The sequence below is a fragment of the Sulfitobacter sp. M85 genome, assembly GCF_029285915.1.
In the GTDB taxonomy this organism is placed as follows: Bacteria; Pseudomonadota; Alphaproteobacteria; order Rhodobacterales; family Rhodobacteraceae; genus Sulfitobacter; species Sulfitobacter faviae.
The window spans coordinates 1-20850 of the sequence record NZ_JABECQ010000002.1 but is presented as its reverse complement, the minus strand read 5'-3'; the positions used below and the strand labels follow the sequence as shown (position 1 = coordinate 20850).

Annotated in this window: 8 protein-coding genes and 1 pseudogene; 6 read left to right on the top strand and 3 right to left on the bottom strand. The window is 62.8% G+C overall.

All coding sequences use genetic code 11. The features are described from left to right. Positions 1 to 178: 178 nt before the first annotated feature. The 3 genes from HKX24_RS03880 to HKX24_RS03870 form a co-directional block, all read right to left on the bottom strand. Entirely contained in the window at positions 179 to 5290 is a 5112-nt protein-coding gene (locus tag HKX24_RS03880) for a GEVED domain-containing protein (protein ID WP_271692995.1), read from the bottom strand. Between the two features lie 529 nt (positions 5291 to 5819). Further along, positions 5820 to 8354 (bottom strand): ATP-binding protein, encoded by a 2535-nt coding sequence (locus HKX24_RS03875; RefSeq protein WP_271693783.1) that lies wholly within the window; start codon positions 8352 to 8354, stop codon positions 5820 to 5822. A 78-nt stretch (positions 8355 to 8432) separates the two neighbouring features. Further along, complete coding sequence (locus tag HKX24_RS03870) at positions 8433 to 8915, bottom strand: molybdopterin-dependent oxidoreductase (RefSeq protein WP_209218349.1); 483 nt, start codon at positions 8913 to 8915, stop codon at positions 8433 to 8435. A gap of 251 nt (positions 8916 to 9166) precedes the next feature. On the opposite strand from HKX24_RS03870, the gene HKX24_RS03865 reads away from it, so the two are divergent. The 6 genes and pseudogenes from HKX24_RS03865 to HKX24_RS03840 all read left to right on the top strand — a co-directional run. Further along, positions 9167 to 9787, top strand: a complete 621-nt coding sequence (locus tag HKX24_RS03865) for a response regulator transcription factor (RefSeq protein ID WP_067267389.1) — start codon at positions 9167 to 9169, stop codon at positions 9785 to 9787. Positions 9788 to 10203: 416 nt separating this feature from the next. Further along, positions 10204 to 10716 carry a hypothetical protein gene (locus HKX24_RS03860; RefSeq protein WP_067263978.1) on the top strand — a complete coding sequence of 171 codons (513 nt, stop codon included), beginning with the start codon at positions 10204 to 10206 and terminating at the stop codon, positions 10714 to 10716. Positions 10717 to 10774: 58 nt separating this feature from the next. After that, positions 10775 to 13408 (top strand): NEW3 domain-containing protein, encoded by a 2634-nt coding sequence (locus tag HKX24_RS03855; RefSeq protein ID WP_271692994.1) that lies wholly within the window; start codon positions 10775 to 10777, stop codon positions 13406 to 13408. 119 nt (positions 13409 to 13527) lie between these two features. Continuing rightward, positions 13528 to 19269 carry a hypothetical protein gene (locus HKX24_RS03850; RefSeq protein WP_271692993.1) on the top strand — a complete coding sequence of 1914 codons (5742 nt, stop codon included), beginning with the start codon at positions 13528 to 13530 and terminating at the stop codon, positions 19267 to 19269. Positions 19270 to 19494: 225 nt separating this feature from the next. Continuing rightward, complete coding sequence (locus HKX24_RS03845; protein ID WP_271692992.1) at positions 19495 to 20223, top strand: hypothetical protein; 729 nt, start codon at positions 19495 to 19497, stop codon at positions 20221 to 20223. 222 nt (positions 20224 to 20445) lie between these two features. Then, positions 20446 to 20850 (top strand): annotated as a pseudogene (locus tag HKX24_RS03840) (transposase); the annotation flags it as partial.

Here is a 20850-nt window from a genome sequence, read left to right as displayed (position 1 = left end):
CGCGCCGAAGGCCAAGCAAATGAATGACAACGTTCTGAGCACCGCGGCCCCCTTAATCCGATTCTTTTAGTAAACTATTGCCTGTTATGCCGCTGCGGGCGGGGATGCAACAGGTCAGTTCATCGGATCATGGGTTGGGACTGCGCCGGGGCCGCCTGCGAAGCGGCCCCGGGTGTGGTTATTGGATGCTGACCTCGAAGGAGACGAAGCCCTGCGCGCCGGGTTGCAGCGCCCCCGTACAGGACCAGCGCAGCGCCCCGTCGTAGCCCGGCGCATTTGCCAATGGCGCGTCCAAGGTGCAGGTCACCCCATCGGCCAGGGTGACCGGGCTGGGCACCGCTGCGGCCAAAGCCGTGTAGGGCGGTGTCTTGTCGTAGACGACGATGTCGCGCGCGGGCACGGTGCCCACGGTTTCGACATAGATGCGGTATTCCAACACATCCCCGGCAGCGGCGCCGTTGCTGACCCCTTCGGGCGTGCCGCGCGTCACGTTGCGGACGGTTTTGGTCAGTTTCAACGTGCCCTGCGCCGCCTCAACCACCAGCCGATCGGTGTTGACGTTTCGCTGGGCGAGGCCGCTGGAGCCATAGCTGGTGTCGGCGACCAGATCGAAGCGATAGGTCGATCCCTGCGTTGCCGCGCCCGAGACGGTGACCCGTGCAAGGACACAGATCAGATCGCCCGCCTCGGTGGGCAGCGCACCGGAGATCGCTTGGTCCGGCGTACCGTCGCAATCCGTATCCTCGTAAAGGGCGGTCGAGAAGGCCCCTTCGGGAGTCGAGGCTTCGGCGGTGACGCTGAAGGTCACGCTTCCGGGGGCCGAGGCGATATACTCATGCCGCAGCGCCAAGACCTGCCCGGCCCGGATCGTCTTGTCCTGCGATTGGTTCAGCCGCGCCGCTTCGATAAGGCCGAAGCCGAGCCCGGCGTAGGCGGTGCCCGCCGCGGGGGTGAAGGTGAAGCGCCCGTCATGGGGATCGCCGTTCACCACGCCGGGCAAGGCCGCGCCGCCCTCGGACACGTTGAGCAGACCCGCGCCGGGCTGGGCCACCACGGTGACCGCGCCGCTATACCCCTCAGGCAAGGCCGCGCGCCATGTGCCGTCCGCCGCCAGATCGGGCGTGACTAGCAAAGCGCCGCCCGCATCCAAAATCTCGACCACGGCGCGGTCCGTGCCCGCCTCGCCAGTCTGCTGGGCCCCGTCATAGGCGTCGCTCCCCGCGCCGATGTCAAAGAACACCACGCCAGAAAGCACCGGACCGTTGGAACGCCGGGTCACGCGGGCGAGCGCCTCGTCATCATCGACCAGCCCATCGCCGAGGTCATCCACCAGCGCGCCGGTGCCGGGGTCGCTGTCGGGGTCAGAAAGCGACGCGCCGATGATCTCTGCCTGATTTTCCGTGGCGCCTTCGCTCTGCATCGTGACGCGGATGGTCAGGCTGTGGCTGCTGCCCGAGGGCACGTCGCCAAGCAGCCACAGACCGGTCGAAGCGTCATAGCTATCGCCCTGCGCCGCCGCGTCGTCCGAGACATAGGCGAAGCCATCGGGGATGAGATCGAGCACCCGCACATCCGAGGGGCTGCCGGGGCCGGTGTTGGTCACCGTCAGCACGAGGTCGAGCGCCTCTTCCACCGTGGCCTCTGTCGCGGGGCTGGCGTCCGCCGCGCGTAGGATGGTTTGGGTCAGGGCCAAATCGGCCTCAGTCGGCAGGGTTTCAAAACCGAAATCAGAACTTACCGGGCTGCCGCTGCCCGCATCAACAGCAAGGCTCGCGATCGGGTTTCCCGTGGTCAGGGTGAGGCCCGCCGGTATCTCAGGGTCGGCCTCATCCACTTCGACCAGATAGGCATGTGCCGGGTCGAGGTTGCTGAAGGAATAGGCCCCCGCCGCATCGGTTTCGGTCACCGCCACCTGCGTATCATCGGCCCGGTCGCCGGGCGTGCCTGCATCGTCGAAAAGCGTCACGGTGATGCCCGCGGGCAGCGTGGCTTCGGCCCCGTCGCGGCTGCCGGAACTGTCGGCGTCCTCATAAAGCGTTCCGCCGATCCGGCCCTGCGGCAACAGATTGACGAGGGTCACGAGGTAATCCTCAACTTCCCCATCGAAGTTCAGACCGCTGAAGGGGTCTTGGGTCAGCGCGCTAGAGGTCGACCAGCGGATGCGGGCATAGGTGGTGCCATTGCCCACATCGACCGGCACGGGAATGTTCAGGCTGATCTGGTTGTTGAACGCGCCATCCGTATCGCCCAAGCCGCCGTCGCGAAAGTTGATGGCCACCTGTTCGGTCGGGTCGAAGACATTGTTCTGGTTGAAGTCGATCCAGAGCTGAAGATTGGTAATGCCTTCGGTCACCGGCAGACCAAGGGCCAGTTGCACGCTGAGGGTCTCATGGGTCTGAATGGTCAGCGGCACGATGGTGCCCGCCTCAAGCACCGGGAACTCGGCAATGGAATCCTCGTCGTCGATCCCGTCGAGGTCGTCACCATCGGCATTGGCGCTGAACATGCTCTCGGTCTCGGAATCGGGGAGGCCACCGCCAAGGTAGATGTCCGGCACGATGATATGGCGCGGCTCACCATAGCTGGCAGGCGCGTCGCCCCGGTCCACCAGATCGGCGGCGGCGATGATGAGGGAGTAATCCTCGATCTCGCCATCGACGGCAAAGCTCGCCACCGGCAGCCCGGCTTCGGAGGAGTAGCGGAACCGTGCAAAGGTGGTGGAGGTGGTGGCATCGCTGGGCACGGTCACGTCGATCTGGATCACGCCGTCGCCTGCCACATCGTCAAAGCCTGTGCCGTCGTCACGCAGGTCGCGGGCGATGTTTTCGCCGAAAGACCCTTCGAAGACCCCGTCGCCATTAAAGTCGATCCACGCCTGAAGGTAGCCCGCCCCTTTGACCGGAATGTTGAGCGTGCTGATCATCCCTTGGGTCATCACCGGAAAGACCACCGCGTCTTCGTCATTGCTGTCCAACAGGTCGTCCGCCGTGGCCGAAGCATCGGACTGCGCCACCAGTTCGATATCGGGCGGCACGTCGCCAAGATAGACCTGCGGCGTATCGCTGACCCCATGCGAGGCGGTCAGGTAAGAGATCGGCGCATCGCCAAAGTCGACCCCGAGCCCGTCGAAAACAGCGACCGTGACCTGCGCCCGGTCGCATTGCGTGGGGTCAATGCTGTCGCAAAGCTCATAGTCGATCAGATAGGTGCCCGAGGGCACCCCCGGCGGGACGATCACCCGGCCCGCATCGGCGCCTTGGGTTTCCAGCACGGGCACCGGATCACCGCTGTTCTGGGGTATGGCTTCGGTCAGCACCGCAAGCGTCGCGGTGGGGAAGGCGGCAGGCAAGCCGTTGATCGTGTCGTTGGACATGACCTCTCCCGCCGTACCGCCAAGCAGGCTGTTGAGCGGCGTCGCGGTATAGTCATCGTCGCCCGCCACCACGCTGGCCGAGGTATTCGCAACCGCGCAAAGCCGGATCGACGAGCCGCGCCGCGCGTTGTTCAGCGAGCTGCCGGTATAGCCGTGGATGAACTCCCCCTCGGTGAAGGTGCCGTATTCATAGGTGGCATAGTTGTCGAAACCGGTCTCGTTCGGCTCTTCCGTCCAATTGGTCGGGTCACCCACCTTGGCGGGGTCCATCGTGATCGCCTGCCCCCCGGCGGGAAAACCGGCGAGCGGGGCGGTGTGGAAATAGGAAATGCCATCGGGCGCGAGCAGCGGGCCGACCACATCCGAACTATCATCCGATGTCCCACGGCTGTCCACATCCGTCTGTTGAACGATCACGCCGTTGATACGGCTTTGCTCGACCGCCCGCCCTTGGGGGTTCGAGGGGGTGGCGCTGCCGTCTTCGACCAGGCGCAAACGGTAGGTGACGAAGCCGTTGTCAGCGGGTGTCATCCGCGCTTCGAGCGAGCCGTCGATATTGACCGCAGTGGCGTTGCTGATCTGGGTCGCTTGAAACACGACATCCAGATCGTTGCCATTGATGTCGGTGGTGACATTATCAAAGACGAAGATGTCCGAGGTCGTCAGCGCCGCCGCGCTGCCCGCTCCGGCCAGCTGCGTGCGCGGCTGCGCGAAAACCGACCGCGGCGTACAGGTTTGCGGGCCGGTGTCGGTGGACAGGACATTGGCGACGATGCTGGCGTTTTGCGGATTGGACTGCAGGCGCGACACGAAAGGCGTGCCGATCGCGCCGATCCCCGCCGTGGCCGTACTGTCGACCGCGCCCGACAGGGCATCCGCCGCCGTCACGGTATATTCCGCCGTACAGGTCACCTTGCCGCCCGGGGCCACAGGTGCGGTGATGGCCGGACAGGTGACCGTGCCGACAAGGCTGTCTTCGATCACCACGTCTTGGTTCGGGTTGAAGGGCAGCTCCCCTGTATTGGTCACCTCATAGATAAAGGTGACCGTCGTGCCCTGAAGCGCGGAGAGCGGGCTGGTAAACCGTGCAAGGCTGATTGTCTGTTCGGTGGTAAAGTTCACATCGGCGAAGATGCCGATCCCCCGCGCCCCCGCATCATAGGGCAGGGTCACCGGATTGTAGTAGCTGCGGACCTCGCCAATACTTTCGTCGTACCAAAGCTCAATCCGTGAGGTCGCATTGGGGTAGCTCAGCCGGATCGACCCATTGGTATCATCGCCCGAGCCAGGGGAGAGGAAGGCGCTGCCGTCGATGAAAAGACATTGCGCCTCGTTCCCGTTCAGCAGGCCGGTGTCGCCGGACCCCGGCCCGGGGCCGACCACGACGGTGGGTGCCGGCCCCAGTGTGGTGATACTTGGGTTGCCGTTATCGCCAAAGGCCGTCACAAAATCGCAGCGGTCCCCGGTGCTGTGGTTGTCGGTGGGGTCAATGTCGAGGATGTCGACGGTAAGGTTGTCGACCTGAAACGCGACGCCGCCGGAACTGGCCGAGACGCTGGCGGTGATCCGGTCATCGCCGCGCCGCCCCGCATTCGGCGCGGCATCGCCCACGATGACAAGCGAATCGACACCGCCGCCCAGAACATTCACATCGTCGGGCGTAAAGATCGGATTGCCCTGCGCATCAGTGCTATAGGGGCGCAGATTGCCGGTGATCTCGACCGTTGTGTCGATCTCGAAACCATATTGGTCCGACAGAGTCCGCAACAAAGGCCCGGCAAAGCCTGCGGGCCAATCGAAAGTGGACCAATCGATCGAGAAATCCCCGGCATCCGCGGGAGAGGAGGAGACGGTAAGCGCGGCGCAAACGGCGAGGGAGACACCGCGCAGCGCTTTTCGGTTGGAGAGACGTTTCACAATTCACCTTTCGGTCCGAACCGGAGAGCCCGCGCAACGAGGCCCCCAGCGAGAATACGAACAAATATCTACCGGACATTTATCGCGAATTGTCGGTCTCAAAGCGAAGGTGCGTCCGGTCAAAGCAGATGCCGCTGCGGATAGCGCGATATACTTACGGATAGGTGAAACAGCTCTGGCCAGATCGCCAAATGCGCCCCCGGTCTTCCCCCCGAGGGGAGGGACGGGGAAAACCGGTGGGGCGCATCGCTGCAAAGCTATCAGGGAGCCGCTCCCTGGGGTAGGGGAACGGGCAGCAGCTCCCGAGAAGGCCCGCGTCGTGAAGCATATTTTCAGGCGAAACGGTCGAAATGAACCGGTTGCCAGCTTGGACGCGGTCATTGGTGTGGTCAATGACGCCTTCGTGCAGACCCGTCTATCGGCGGGCATAACTAACTATAGGTCGCGCCTCGCATCGTTGCATCTGGGCGGGGGTATAATCGGACTAGTCTTAAGGATAGGTTTCCGCCGCCCCGTCCAAGCAGATTTGTCAGAGGTCAAGCTGCGCCTTCATCGCCGCCAGCGTCGCGTCGCAGGTGGCGGGCAAAGCCTCAGCCAGCGCGCGGGCCTCTTCGCCCTTGTCGGTCTTGCAGGCGGTCTCGATCTCTTTGAGCAGCCCGTGCAGCCGGTCGGCGCCGAGCATGCCGCACATCCCGGCCATGGCATGGGCGCGGGCCTGTAGGTCAGGCAGAGCATCGGCTGCCATCAGGTCGGGCAGATCGGTCGCGACTTGTTGGTCGAGCTTTTCCACCCGCTCGCGCAGCTTATCCGCGCCCAGCAGGTCGAGCAGATCTGCGATTTGTTGTTCGTTCAACAGGGGCCGTTTCGCGGATTTCGCCTGTACCGATGACTGGGCGCTGGCCAAACGCTCGGGCAGAGCCTGTTCGGGCATTACCGCGCGCCCCGAAAGTTCGCGCAGCTTGGCGCGCAGTACCTTCATATCCAACGGCTTTTGCATGAACCCCGACATCCCGACGGCGCTGAACTCCGCCCGTTCTTTCGGCATGGCATGGGCGGTCACGGCGATGATCGGCGTTTCGCGGTTGGGGCCCTCGCCGGAAAGAATCGCCTTGGTCGCCTGAATGCCATTCACCTCGGGCATGGAGATATCCATGAGGATCGCATCGAAGGGCGCGTCTCCGGCCAGTTCGATCGCCTCGCGCCCGCCGGTGGCGAGGGTGACGTCATGGCCAATCTTCTCAAGCATCGCCTTGATCAGCTCGCGGTTGATCTCATTGTCGTCCACCAGCAGAAGGTTGAGCCGCTGAGCCGCCGCGGGTTCGGCGCGCTTTTGCGGGTCGGGGGCCGCATCGCTGTTGATCTCGGCCAGATCGGCAAGCTCTACCGGCAGGCGCAGGGTGAAACATGTCCCCTCCCCCACGGTTGACTCGCAGGTGATCTCACCCCCCAGACGTTTGACCAGACGGCGCACGATCCCAAGCCCCAGACCGGTGCCCCCGGTGCGGCGCTCATAGCGGCTGTCGAGCGAGACGAAATCTTCGAAAATACGGTCGATATCCCCCGCCGGAATGCCAGAGCCGTCATCTTCGACCTGAAGGTGAAATTCTTCCCCCTCCGTGGCGGATTTGGCGAACCACCCGCGCAAGGTCACATCGCCGCCGGGGCTGAACTTGATCGCGTTGCTTAAAAGGTTCAACAAAATCTGCTGGATCGCCCGCGGGTCCGTGACGATGGCCTTGTCGTCTAGCTGTGTCAGATCAAGATGCAGCCGGGTGCCCCCGGCCTCTGCCAGAGGGTCCATCGTATTGATGATTCCCGCCATCAGCACGGTCATGTCACAGGTCTGACGCACCTGTTCATAGGTTCCCGCCTCACTGCGTTCAATGGCCAGCACGTCATTGATATGGCCCAACAAAATCTCGCCCGAGGTCATCGCCGCATCGAGATAGCGCTTTTGCTCATCATCAAGCCGGTCATCTTGCAGCAGTTGCAGGGCCGAGATCACACCATTGAGCGGCGTACGCATCTCATGGCTCATCATGGCGAAGAAACGCGATTTTTCTTGATAGGCGTCAAGGGCTTCGTCCCGCGCGGCAATGATCTCGGCCTCGCGAAGGCGTTTTTCGGTGATGTCCCGAATATAGGCGATAAAGAGCGACCCCTGCCCCATCGGCGATTGCGACACGGACATCTCGACCGGGAAAATGCGCCCGGCGTGGTCGATCATCTCAAACTCGCGGCGGCCCTTGTCGGCGACCTCCGTCTCGCCGGTGATGCGGAACCTCTCAAGCCGCTCGCGGTGCATCCTGCGGTCGGCCGGGGGGATCAAAAGGCTGATATAGTCCCTGCCCTTCGCCGCCTCATGGGTGATGCCAAAGATCTCTTCGGCGGAACCGTTGAAATCTTCGATCTCCCCACGCTCATTGATGACGACGATGGCGTCGAGCGATGCCTGAAGGGTGGTCGCAAGGCGCAGGTGGTTTTCTTCGACCAGTTGCGATGTGCGGTTCAACCGGCTGGCCTGCCGCGAGAGGCGGTAGACCGCCCCGACCAAGGCAAGGGTGACGATCAAGACGATCGCCGCCATCACCTCGATCAGCCGCACGATCTCATGGCGTTCGTATTGGGACAGCTCGCTGGCAATGGCGATGGAGGCGAGGGCAATCTCGCGGGGCACGTCTTCGATGCTGCGCAACATGGCGTCGATATCGTCCAATGCCGCGATCAGTTCGGCGTCGGACCCGTCAATCGCGGGCAGGAACCCGTCCAGCTGGGCCCGCAACTCACGGATTTTCGGTTTGGCCTTTGCGTTGTTGCGCACCCGTTCGGCCAACAGAACGCGGCTATAGAAGATGTCGAACCTTTTGCGGAACTCGTCCAACGCTTCGGGCGTGGCGGATTTCGCCTCAGCCAAGGCGCGGTCGGTCTTGAGGAATTCGATCTCGATCTGCGTAAAGACCCATTCAGCATGGTCTTGCTGCGCACTGTCGAGCGCTTGAATCCGATCCCAGACGTTATAGGCCAGATAGGCGGCGATGCTCATCCCCAGCACGAGGATAAGCATCAAGACCTGTCGGCTTCTTGCGCGCGCGGGCCCGAATTTTCCTGCGTCGTTCATCCAAGCCCTCTGCGCCATTGTCAGTTACTCGACACTAATTCGGTCAAGCTGCCAGATCGACCGGCTGTAGACCAGTTCCGTCTGATAGGCGATGTCGCTGTCATAGGGGTAGACCACCCAAAGCGGCCCCTTGTCCCGGCGCGACATCTCCTCGCCATTGGTATGGTAGGCGATGATCGGCCCGTCTTCGACCGCGTCGGACATGGGGATTTCCACCGCATAGTCATTGATCGCCGTCGCGGTGATGGTGCCTTCTTCGACGTTCAGCGTCTCAAAGAGGTCTTTCAACGACACGCCTTCGAATGCCTGCGTGCCATCGGTCCAGATCGTCGTTGTTTCAAAGCTTGAGACAGGCATCGATTTGAGATCCGAGAGGGTGAAGCTATGGGTTTCCTCGGCCAGCGTCACTTCGAGCACGGCCTCTTCGTCTTGGGCGGCAACCGCCGACGCAAGGCCCAGAGAGAGGGCAGCCGCGGTGATGGTCTTGCTGAGGTACTGAAAGGTCATGTCAAATTTCCTTATCTGGCGTTGTGACCTGACCATACCCTGCCCGAATGACAGGCGCGAAGGCGCAGAAGCGCATCCCCCCTATACCAAAGGATAGGTGCGCCTGTCCCCGCGCGCCCCGCATTGCCATACCAAAGGATAGCGGCGCATGCCTTTGCCCCCCTTTCCCCTTGGGCTTTCATCTTTCCTTTGAAACGGGCACACTCTACCAATTAGAGAACGCCGGCCATTTTGGCTTCAGGAGATCTATTATGTCTTTGCGTATTTTAATTGCCGATGATCACGACATGGTCCGAGAGACCATCGCCATGTTTCTTGATGCGGATGGGGCCACCGTCACCGAAGCGGCAAGCGATCTGGCCGGAGCGCTGGACAAGATCAAATCAGAGCCGCCCTACGACCTGGTGCTGCTGGATTATACGATGCCCGGCATGAAGGGCTTGCAGGGTCTGCAAACCGTTCTTGATATCAATGAGGGTCGCCCGGTCGGGCTCATCTCCGGCACCGCCACTCGGCTCATTGCCGAACAGGCGCTCGAAATGGGGGCGATCGGCTTTCTGCCCAAGACGCTGCCCGCCAAGTCACTGGTCAACGCGGTGCGTTTCATGGCGGCGGGAGAGACCTATGCCCCGGTCACCTTCATGTCGGGCAAGGACAATCCCGAAGAAACGGATTTCGAGAAATCCCTGTCCGAGCGAGAGCGCCAGGTGCTGCGCGGATTGATGAACGCGCAGTCCAACAAAGAGATCGCCCGCGACCTCGATCTGCAGGAAGTGACGATCAAACTGCATGTCAAAACACTTTGCCGAAAACTGGACGCAAAGAATCGTACCGATGCGGCGATCATTGCGCGCGACGCGGGCTTCGTTTGAGGCCCGTTTCACACCCCTGAACCATCCCCGGCATCGGCCCAGCGCGTGCGCTGTAGCGCCCCGATTTCCCCCTGAGCGTAAACCATAATCGCCCGCCTCGTGCGGGCGTTTTTGCGTTCGGCCTATAGCGGCCCGCGACGAATCAAAGATTCGGGAGCCCCATTTTTCCCAGCAAAATTAACCATCTGCGGAGCCCGCGCCCGGCCCGATTTCCGCGCCAAATGATAGGCCGCGGCGCGACCTGATAGGGTCACCTATCCTTTCGGCTAAGCGCCTGACCACAGGCTCAGCGAGTTAACCGTTCGCTCAGATGATATCGGTATCCGGTTCCCCGAAGATGAGAACAGGACAACGCAATGAGCGTGTCCGTTCATTGCAATCGCCGGCTCTTCACCGGCCAACAAGGGAACTACTAGATGCGTATCCATATCTCCCAATTGTCCAAGACACTCATCACGAGTACGGCTTTGTCGCTCGCTGGTTTCGCGGCTGCCGCCGACGCGCTCACGAGCGAATTCTCCTTCCGCGTGGTGGAAACCAATGCCGAGGGCGAAGAAGTCCTCGTAGAGCGTGAGACGGTCCGCCCGGGCGAAGTCATCTCTTATGAGCTGCGTCACCAGAACATGACCGACGGCGCCATGGAAGGGCTCGTCATCGCCGCGCCGGTCCCTGAGGGCGTCTCTATCACATTGGGTGCCGAAGTGACCTCTGTCGCCGCGGTCTTTGAAGTCCAGGCCGAGATGGACCCCGAACAGGAAGGGCTGGAATGGTCCACCGTTCCCGCCATCCGCAAGGTCGTCGATGCCGATGGCAACATGACCGAAGAGCCGCTTCCTGAAGAGGCTGTCGCCGCCGTGCGCTGGACCCTCTCCGAACCGCTCGAAGCAGGCGATTCCGCCTTCAACAGCTACCGCGTGCGCCTGAACTAATCCCGGCGCCTCTCTCTCCACTCTCTCTCCAACTACTATAGAACTAGGGAATATTAACGTGAAACACCAAACAACCTTCCTGCGCTCCGTAAGCGCCGTTGCTCTGACCGCCGTGATCGGCACTGTCGCTTTCGCGGCACCCGAAGCGGGCTCTGTCATCGGCAACCAAGCCGTGGCGACTTATACCAACGCCGCGGGCGACACGATCACGGTAACCTCCAACACCGTTGAGACAGTCGTTCAGCAAGTTGCCGGCGTCACCCTGACCTCCGACAACACCGAAACCATCGCCCCCGGCGGTAAGGCGTTCCTGCCGCACATCATCACCAACGATGGTAACGGCCCGGATGCCTTCGCACTGACCGCGGTTGAGACCAACAGCGGCACGCTCGACACCTCGCAGCTGGTCTTCTACCCCGACGCCAACATGGACGGCGTGGCCGATAGCGTCACCCCGCTGACCGAGACACCGACCCTCGCCCCCGGTGAGCAGTTCGGCATCGTGATCGAAGCCTCCGTCGCCTCCACGGCCACCGGTTCCGACACGATCACCGTGACGGCGGCCTCGACCCTCGACGGCACCGTGCTGAGCACCAACACAGACACGCTGACAATCTCCAACGACGCGATTGTCGAGTTGGTCAAATCGATGACCGCGGACCCGGCTTCGGGCGGCAACCCCAATATCATCGACGCAGGCGATACGGTAACGATCACGCTGACCTACTCCAGCACCGGTCTGGCCGCGGCCAACAACTACTCTGTGCAGGACGTGCTTGATGGCCGCCTGACCTATGTGCCCGGCTCGGCCCGTTGGTCTGACTCCGCCACACCGCTGGACGATAACAACGGCTCCACCGTGGTCGACACGACAAACGGCTCTGGCGAGACCATCGCTTGGGACTATGACGACGCGCAGAACGTCAACTTCCTGATCTCCTCTGTCGGTTCTGGCCGCTCGGGTGAGGTGACGTTCCGTGCCGTGATCGCGGATACCGCCAACGCGGGCATCATTACCAACGTGGCGACCCAGGACGTTGACGGCGTGGCCTTCCCGCCATCGAACACCGCCTCTGTCACCGTGGACAACCAATATGCGGTTGCGGTTGCCGATACGGCGATCAACTCCAACGGCACGGCCAACCCGGCGATTGCCTCGGCCACCGACGATGACGCGGCCAACAACGATGTCGTCACGGAATCCGGTGATGTCTATCAGGGCGGCACGATCCGTCAGGAATTCGTGCTGACCAACCTCTCCAACAGCCCGGACAGCCTGACCCTCGACGTGACCAATGGCGACTTCCCGGCTGGCACCACCTTCCGCTTTGTGGGCGCCGACGGTATCACACCGGTGGTCGGCTCTGTCGGTCCCTTGGGTATCGGTGACAGCGCAAAGGTGACCTTGATCGCCACATTGCCAACCGATGTCGCACCGACAGCCACCACCAACTACACCGCCGTCATCACAACGACCTCGGACAACTCCGGCGTCAGCGATGTGTCGACCGCCGAATTCACCGGCGCGGTTCTTGCGGCTTCGGTCGATCTTGAGAACGCCGTCGTCGGTTCCGAAGGCGATGGCGCGGCACCGACGAACGGTGGCAACCCATGGGTCACCCAGTCGACAGACCCGGGCGCACCGGTTGTCTTCGAGATGCTGGTCGAAAACAACGGCCCCACCTCGGACAGCTTCAACCTGTCGCTGGATCAGGCCCTGCCCGCAGGCTGGACGGTTGAGTTCCAGCTGCCCGACGGCTCGATCGTGTCGAACACCGGCACCATCCCCGCAGGCGCATCGCAGGCCATCCGCGCCGTGATCACGCCAGCCGATGGCGCCCTGCCGGGTGACACGCTGGTCGACGTCGCGGTCGTCTCTTCCGTCTCGGGCCAAGGTGACCGGATCGTCAACCAAGTCACGGTCAATGAAATCTATGACGTGAAGATCATCGAAGACCAAAGCGCGCAGGCTTCGCCGGGTGGTATCGTGGACATCCTCCACACCATCTCGAACGAAGGGAACGTGGCCATCACCGAGGCGTCGATCACGCAATCGGGTCTGACCAACTTCTCCGGTGCGATCTTCTGGGATCAGAACGGCAACGGCGTGATCGATCCGTCCGAACCGGTGATCGACAACTTCGATGACCTGACCGACGGTGTCTCGCCGGGTGTCAACGGCCTTGCCCCGGGCGACAGCATCTCGCTGATCTACCGTGTGCAGACGCCTTCGACAGCCACCCAAGGTGTGTCCGAAGTCGGCACCATCACCATCAACAACACGTTGAACGGTGTCGGGACCGATATCGACCAGACCAACAACGCCGTCGAAGACCGCGTGGTCATCATCTCGGGCGATGTCACACTGAGCAAGTATCAGTACATCGACGCGAGCTGCGATGGCACCGTGGGCACCTTCACCAAGACACGTCTTGATGTCGAGCCCGGCCAGTGCATCCGCTACATGGTCGAAGCCGAGAACACAGGTGCCTCTGCGGCGGACAATGTGATCATCACGGACGCGGCCCCGGCCTATACCGCGATCACGGACTGTGGCGGCGCCTGCCCTGAAAGCCTGTTCCCGGGCACCAGCACGGCCACCGTCACCTCGACCAACGTATCGAGCACGCATGGCACGATCCTTCCCGGCGGCTTTGCCCGGGTAGAGTTCACCGTGCGGGTCGACGACTAAGCGACCTCTCGGGCGCCCCCGGGCTGAGCGATGCTCTCCCGGGGGCGCCCCCTCCTCCCCCCGTTTCCGTCTCCCCCATTTTTCACTCCCTTCCCAGGGATCGCAACAGGAGCAAGCTGATGCGCAGTTTCCTTATGTCTAAAGCCCGCTCGGCTCTGGCCCTGATCAGCGCCTCCGCACTGGGCCTGAGCCTTCTGCCCCAGACCGCCACCGCCGCCCCGGCCCCCGGTGGGTCTTTCATCCGCAACGTGGCAGAAGTCAGCTATTTCAACACCTCCCTTGGCATCATGGAACGCGTCTTCTCGAACCCGGTACGGGCCGAAGTCGCCGCGGTTCCCGGGCTGGAAGTGACCGGCTACTCCGACCTTCTGCTGACCCGCGGTGCCTTTGGCCGTTACCATTTCGACGTCATCAACAGCGGCAACGTGCCGCTTTCCACATCGGTCAGCATCGGCGAGCAAGGCAGCGCCAGAATGATGTCGCGCCAATCGCTTTTCCCCGATCTCAATGGCAACGGCCTGATCGATGCCGAGGACCGCGCGGTCGACATGTCCGCGCCCATCATGCTCGCGGCTGGCGAACGGCTGCAACTGATCTATGAGTTCCGCATCTCAGCAGAGACGCCCGTAAGCACCCAATTCGCCAGCATGTTGACCGCCTCTGCCGTGACCGAAGATGGCCAACGCCTGACCGAAGACGCCATGGGCGTCTCGCGGGTTGAGGAAGGCGGGCTCGAAGTCTCGAAAGAGCAGGTCGTCGCCGAGAATGACGAGGGCGCGCTCATCACCTACACCCTGCGGCTGCGGAACGACTCCGAGCGGGACGCCTTTGGCTACCCTGAGATTGAGGGCCAGCCGATCGTGATCGACGGCACGCCCCGGACCGGCGTCTTGCTGCGCGATGCGATCCCGCTGAACACCGTGTTCCACGCGGTGCAGGATTCGGGCACCATGACCGCGCTGGTTCACATGCGCGGCGCGCCTGACCACCACTACGTCAGCGTCGCCCCGGCCGGGCTTTCCCATGACGTGGATGCGGTGGCCTTCTTTCATGAGGGCGACTACGCCGTCGGCCATGCGACCGATCCCAGCTTCTCGGTGCGGGTGCCTGCCGACTTGGGCAAGGTAGAGGTGCAGAACACCGCCTCGGCCTTTTACAACAACCAAGAAAGCACCCTGCTGCTGACCTCCAACACCGTGGTCTATGACCGCGATACAGAGACGGTCGGCACCTTGGTCTTTGAACACCCCGAGACCGGCGCGGACCAGCCCTATGGCACGCCGGGCAGCGACACCCGCCTGCGCCTCACCTCGGGCGCCTGCAACATCAGCGCCGAAGTCGACAGCACGACGGTGACCATCCGCAGCATGCTGACCGGCGATGTGGAAACCATCATCGCGACCGAGACCGGGGCCAACACCGGTGTCTTCCTCACCCCCGCCCTGCCGATGGCGCAAATGTCGCCCGCCGTTGCCGGGGATCAGGTCATGGCCACCGATTTTGGCGATAGCTTCATCGCGACGGCGTCTTGCGACAGTGCGGTGCTTGAGGACGATCTGATGATCAACCCCGGCAACTTCCTGTTCAACTCCGTCACCAACGCCCCGATTGACGGCGTGGCCGTGGCGCTTGTCGATGCCCGTTCGGGCAACGAAATGGCCCGCACCCAGACCGACCAGCGCGGCTTTTTCACCTTCTCCGAAATGCCCGAAGGCGACTACCGCTATGCCGTGATGGACGCGCCCGCATGGATCTTCCCCTCCGCGCGTCTGGACTATGCCGGTATGGGCCGCAATGTGATGGATGCCGGTTGGGGCCGCGCGTTCAGACACGCAGGCGGCGCATTGTTCGTCTCCGACATCCCGGTTGATCCGAATTATGGCACGCCGCTGGCGCTGGACAAAGCCGCCGACCTCGACCGCGTGGGTCACGGTGAATTCGTCACCTACACGCTGAGCTTCACCAACAACATGCATCAAGCGCTGATCGGCGGCGAAATCCTCGACCGGCCCGCCTATGGTGTGAACTTCGTGCCCGGCACGGTGACCCTCAACGGAGAGCCGCTGGACGACCCGCAAGAGATCGGCAATGGCGATCTGCGCTTTGACCTGGGCATGCTTGAGCCGCTGTCGAGCCATGAGCTGTCCTATGTGATGCAATTCTCTGCCGCCGCCCGCGAAGGCCGCAACGAGAACAGCGCGATCCTGTCGGGCCGCCAAGCGGGCACCGGGACGCTGCAACAATCGCAGACCGCGCGCGCCATGGTCCGGCTCGACAATTCGGGGGGTGTCTTTGCACGCCAAGGCACCGTGCTGGGCGCCGTGTTCATGGATTGCAACGGCAACGGTCTGCGCGACCGCGTTGAGGATGAGCCCGGCATTCCCGGCGTGCGCATCGTGACCCAGGAAGGGCTCTTCGTGGTGACCGATATCAATGGCGCCTATTCGCTCAACGGCATGCGTCCGGTGACCCATGCCTTCCTCGTGCAGCCCGAAACCCTTCCCGCCGGAACCGCGGTGCAGGTGACCCGCACCAACGATCTGCGCCGGGGTGGCTCGCGCATCGTGCCGCTGAAGAAGGGCGAGTTGCGGACCGAGAACTTCGCCGTGGCCCAATGCACTCCCGAAGCGCTTGAGGAAGTTGGCAAACGCCGCGACCATTTCGCCGGGAAAAGTCAAACCCCCGGCATGAACGCAACCGATCTGCCGATCGACGGCCAGCGCAGCAGCACCCGCTCGGTGCGCGGTGAGGCGGGCATCGCCACCACCACACAGCTGACCCCCGGCATGATTGCGGCGCAGAACGAAGAGGCCGGGCGTGACGCCTCCTCTGTCGCGCAAGCCGCCCGTGCCTCGGCGCAGCGTCAATCACTCGACAGTATGATCCAGAACCTCGATAGCGCGCCGGGCTTTGTCGACTTTGCCGAAGACACCGCCGTCACCCGCGCCACGCAGAACATCCGGATCAAGGGCAAGGCCGATCTCACGCTGTCGCTTCTGGTGAACGGGCGCGAGCTGGGCGGCGACCGGGTGGGCGAACGCACCAATCTGGCGAAAAACAATGTGCAGGCGCTGGAATATGTGGCCGTGAAACTGGCCTCGGGCGAGAACGTCCTGACACTGGTGGGCCGTGATGGTTTCGGCATCGAACGCGTCCGCAAAGAGCTGCGCCTGACCGCCCCCGGCAAACCCGCCCGGATCGAGATCCTGATGCCGGAAACCGCTTCGGCCAATCCCGCCTCGGTGGTGCCGGTCGTGGTGCGCGTGCTTGACGCCGGGGGCCGCCCGGTGCCCGCATCGGGCACCGTGACCCTCGCCGCTCGCCGGTCGCTTTGGGATGTGACCGACATCCGCAGCAGCGCGCCCGGCGTGCAGGCCTATCTCGACAATGGCGAGGCGACCTTCAACCTGATCCCACCGCAGGCCTCCGGCCCCGACCTGATCACCGTGCGCTCCTCCTTTGGCGAGGCCGAGGCGCGGGTGACCTTCACCCCCGACCTGAACGAACGTGTGCTGATCGGTGTGATCGAAGGCGCGGTTTCGCTGAGCGGCGATGCGGGGAATGTTATCGAAGAAGACCGCATCAGCGCCTTCGAGGACACCACCACCGGGATCCGAGGTGAGCTTTACCTCAAAGGGGTGATCCGTGGCGATGCCCTGCTGACCCTGCGCTACAGCTCGGACCGGGACACCGAAGACAGCCTGTTCCGCGACATCCGGGGTGAGGAATACTACCCCGTCTACGGCGACAATTCCGAACGCGGGGCCGATGCGCAATCTTCGTCCAACCTCTTCGTGAAGGTAGAGAAAGGCCGCTCCTATGTGCTCTACGGCGATATCGCCATCGCGCCCGAGGCCAGCGCGCTGAAACTGGGCGGATTGCAACGTGTCGCCACCGGCGCCAAGGGCCATTGGGAGAACGACCGCGTTTCGGTCACCGTCTTCGCCGCCCGGACAGCGCAGGAGCAGCAGATTCAGGAAATCCGCGGGCGCGGTGTCTCTGGCCCCTATGACCTTGACCTGAGCGGCTATGTGCAAGGGTCCGAGCGGGTGGAGATCCTCGTGCGGGACGAAGACGGCGGCGATATCCTGTCGGCCACGCCCCTGCTGCGCGGCACCGACTATCTGCTCGACTTCTTTCGCAACACCATCACCTTCGACAGCCCGGTGCGCCAGTTCGACCTCGACGGCAACCCCGTGTCGATCCGCGTGACCTATGAGGTCGAGGCCGAGAGCGCCGAAGCCTATTGGCTCTATGGCGGTGAGGTGAACTATGCCCTGTCCGAGCGGACCTCTCTCGGCGCCCGTGCGGTCCATGCCGACGCCCCCTTGGGCAACGCGGCCCGCCAGCGGATGCACTCTGCCTATCTCCAGCACGAAGACCGCCAAGGCGGTCTGTGGGAGGCCGAGGTGGCCCGGTCGGAGAACGCCATGGGCGACAAGGGCAACGCTGCGCGCCTGTCCTATGAGCTGAAGACCGAAACCCGCCACTTCGCTTTCGAGGCGATCCACACGGGCCGCGACTTCTACGCTCAAGGCGGGTTGGCGCGCCCCGGCACCACGCAGGTCCGCCTGAGCTATGGCGAAGAGATCGACCGGCGCAGCGACATCGACTTCGGCGCGGAATACACCCGCGACCGGATCAACGACAGCACGCGGCTGACCGTGGATGCGATCTATTCCCGGCATCTGAGCAAGACCCTGCGCGGCGAGATCGGCCTTGAGTACAGCCGGGACCGCACCGCCAGCGGCAGCGAGAGCGACACCGCCCTGATCCTCGGCGCACATTGGACCCCAGCGGCCCGCCCCGGCACCGTGATCGAGGCCAAGCTGCGCGCCCCGCTCAGCGGCGACGCCCCCACCGAACTGACCCTCGGCCTTTACGACGAGCCCAAGAACGGCTGGCGCGTCTATAACGAGATCGAGCTTCAGTTCGGCAGCGCCGCTCTGGTCACCCGCGCGGCCTATGGCTTCACCTATACGATGAACGAATGGGTCACTGGCCGTACCGAGATGACCAAAACCAGCGGCACCAGCGACACCACCATGGTGCAGGGTCTGTCGGTCGATTGGGACCTCAACGAAAGCACCAACCTGCGCGCCGACCTTGAGCATTCACGCAACCTTGAAACCAATGACGGAGAGCTCACCTCCTTTGCCATCGGCACAAGCTGGGAATCGGCGGATGGTGACTGGGTCGGTGATGCCGAGCTGGAAACCACTTGGGAAGAGAGCGGCAAGACCTATTACGCCAGCTTCGGCATCGCGGGCAAAGTCACCCCTGAGCTGACCGTTCTGGCCCGCAGCCGTGCCGCGCTCGACCGCCGCGAGGGCGAGGACTCCCGCCGCATGCGCACCCGTATCGGGGCCGCCTATCGCCCCAAGGATAACGCGCGCCTGGATGTGCTGGCTTGGTATGAGCATCGGCTGGAAGAGAAACACGCCAGCACGGAAACGCATCTGTGGTCGATCGACGCGAATTACGAGATCGACGCCGACCTGCGGATCAACGGCAAATATGCCGGCCAGTACCAGAAGATCGGCACCAATGCCGGCGCGCGGGCCAATACCACCACGCAGTTGATCCAAGGCGGTCTGAACTACGAATTCGGCGACGACCGTTTCCAACTCGGCCTCAACGCCACGCATCTGTGGGACAGCGAGGGCAATTCTTCCAACGGGATCGGCGCCGAATTTGGCTTCACCCCGCGCGAAGGTGTCCTTCTGGCGCTCGGCTACAACAAGGCCCGTGGCCGGGTGGCAGGGCAAAGCAGCCTCTATGACGAAGGGTTCTATTTCCGGTTCAACCTGCTGTTGGACAACTCACTCTGGACCCAGTTCGACCAGTTCCTCGGAAGCTGACCGGGAGACTCAGCCTCGAGGGAGAGCCACGTTCCAAGCGCATCTGGAACGTGGCTCATTTCTCTTTCAGAGCGCGGCGTCGCTCCAAAGTCGACCCGGCCTATTCCAAGTGCCGGGCCGACTATCCTTTCGAGACGCTAACTAGCTGTCCGCATTAATGAAATATCGATTTTAGAGGCGCATGATCAGGGACAATGCAAACCTCCAGCCCGATGGGAAACTCCGATGAAAAAGCTCGCTGCCAGCACTGCCTTTTGCCTGATCGCCGCCACCCTCTCCGGCGCGGCAAATGCTAATGATTTCGCCCGTTTCGACAGCCGCAAGATCGCCGTCACCGGCCTGAACTTCGCCCTGTCGCCTTCCGCCTCGGATGCACGGATCCACCTCAACCGGGCCATGATCCAGACGCCTGTCAAACATGCACAGGCCCCCCGCAAACTGACCCTGCCCCCGCGCGGTGGCCCATCGGCGGCGGTGCGTCATGTCATCGCCTCTGCCGAGGCGGGCGCGAAAGGCTATGACGCGGTGCAGCATGGGGCGCGGATCAAGCCGCCCAAGCGCCCCACAAGCATGACCATCGGCGAAATCTATCGCTGGATCAAGGCCACCCCCGGCCAGCCCCATGCCATCGGGCGCTACCAGTTCATCCCCAACACCTTGAAAACGCTCGTCGCCGAAGCGGGGCTAAGCAAGAGTGACCGGTTCACCCCACAGGTCCAAGACCTGCTGGCCGATCTATTGCTCGAAGATGCGGGATTTACCCCCTTTATGAAGGGCAAGATCAGCCGCCATCGTTTCATGGAAAACCTCGCCCGGATCTGGGCCGGGCTGCCCACTTCGACGGGCCGGTCCTATTATCACGGCCATGCGGGCAACCGGGCTGTCATCACTTGGAACGAATTCGACAGCCATATGAAAAGCATTTTTGAAAACACGGCACGCGGTACCTCCTGACCGCGCGCCCCACTCTCTTCTCTCTCTCTCTCTCCGTCTCCCTCCAGGCCAAAGCGCGCGTATTTTCGCCGCTTTGGCCGCCTTTTTAGCCGCGGCGCTGCATCTCGCGCGGCATTTCCGAGAAGATTTCAGGCCCATCGGCGCGCTGCTGAGGTAATCCCCCCCGATCTTAAGGGGATGCGGAAGTAGAATTTTCTCGGCAGGATGAACGAGGAGATTCCGATGAAGAAGACACGTTTTACCGAGGCCCAGATCATGGCCGTACTGCGCCAGATGGAGGGCGGTGTGCCTGCTGCCGAGCTGTGCCGTGAACATGGCATGAGCAGCGCCACGCTGTACAAATGGCGGGCGAAGTATGGCGGGATGGACGCCAGCCTCATCACTGAGATGAAGGCTATGGCCGAGGAGAACCGCCGACTGAAGCGCATGTATGCCGACGTCAGCATGCAGAATGACCTCCTGAAGGAAGCGCTCGGAAAAAAATGATACGGCCAGCTCAGCGCCGAGAGTTGGCCGTGAAAGCGGTGGCGATGAAGGGGGTCAGCATTGCGCTGGCGTGCCGGGCGTTCGACGTCAGTGAGACGTGCTATCGGTACAGCCCCAAGCTGGACGATGAGAACGAGCAGA

Excerpts from the sequence above, each read along its gene's own strand:
- HKX24_RS03875 (WP_271693783.1), bottom strand. The coding sequence starts at position 8,354 with ATGCTTATCCTCGTGCTGGGGATGAGCATCGCCGCCTATCTGGCCTAT.
- HKX24_RS03870 (WP_209218349.1), bottom strand. The coding sequence starts at position 8,915 with ATGACCTTTCAGTACCTCAGCAAGACCATCACCGCGGCTGCCCTCTCT.
- HKX24_RS03865 (WP_067267389.1), top strand. The coding sequence starts at position 9,167 with ATGTCTTTGCGTATTTTAATTGCCGATGATCACGACATGGTCCGAGAG.
- HKX24_RS03860 (WP_067263978.1), top strand. The coding sequence starts at position 10,204 with ATGCGTATCCATATCTCCCAATTGTCCAAGACACTCATCACGAGTACG.
- HKX24_RS03850 (WP_271692993.1), top strand. The coding sequence starts at position 13,528 with ATGCGCAGTTTCCTTATGTCTAAAGCCCGCTCGGCTCTGGCCCTGATC.
- HKX24_RS03845 (WP_271692992.1), top strand. The coding sequence starts at position 19,495 with ATGAAAAAGCTCGCTGCCAGCACTGCCTTTTGCCTGATCGCCGCCACC.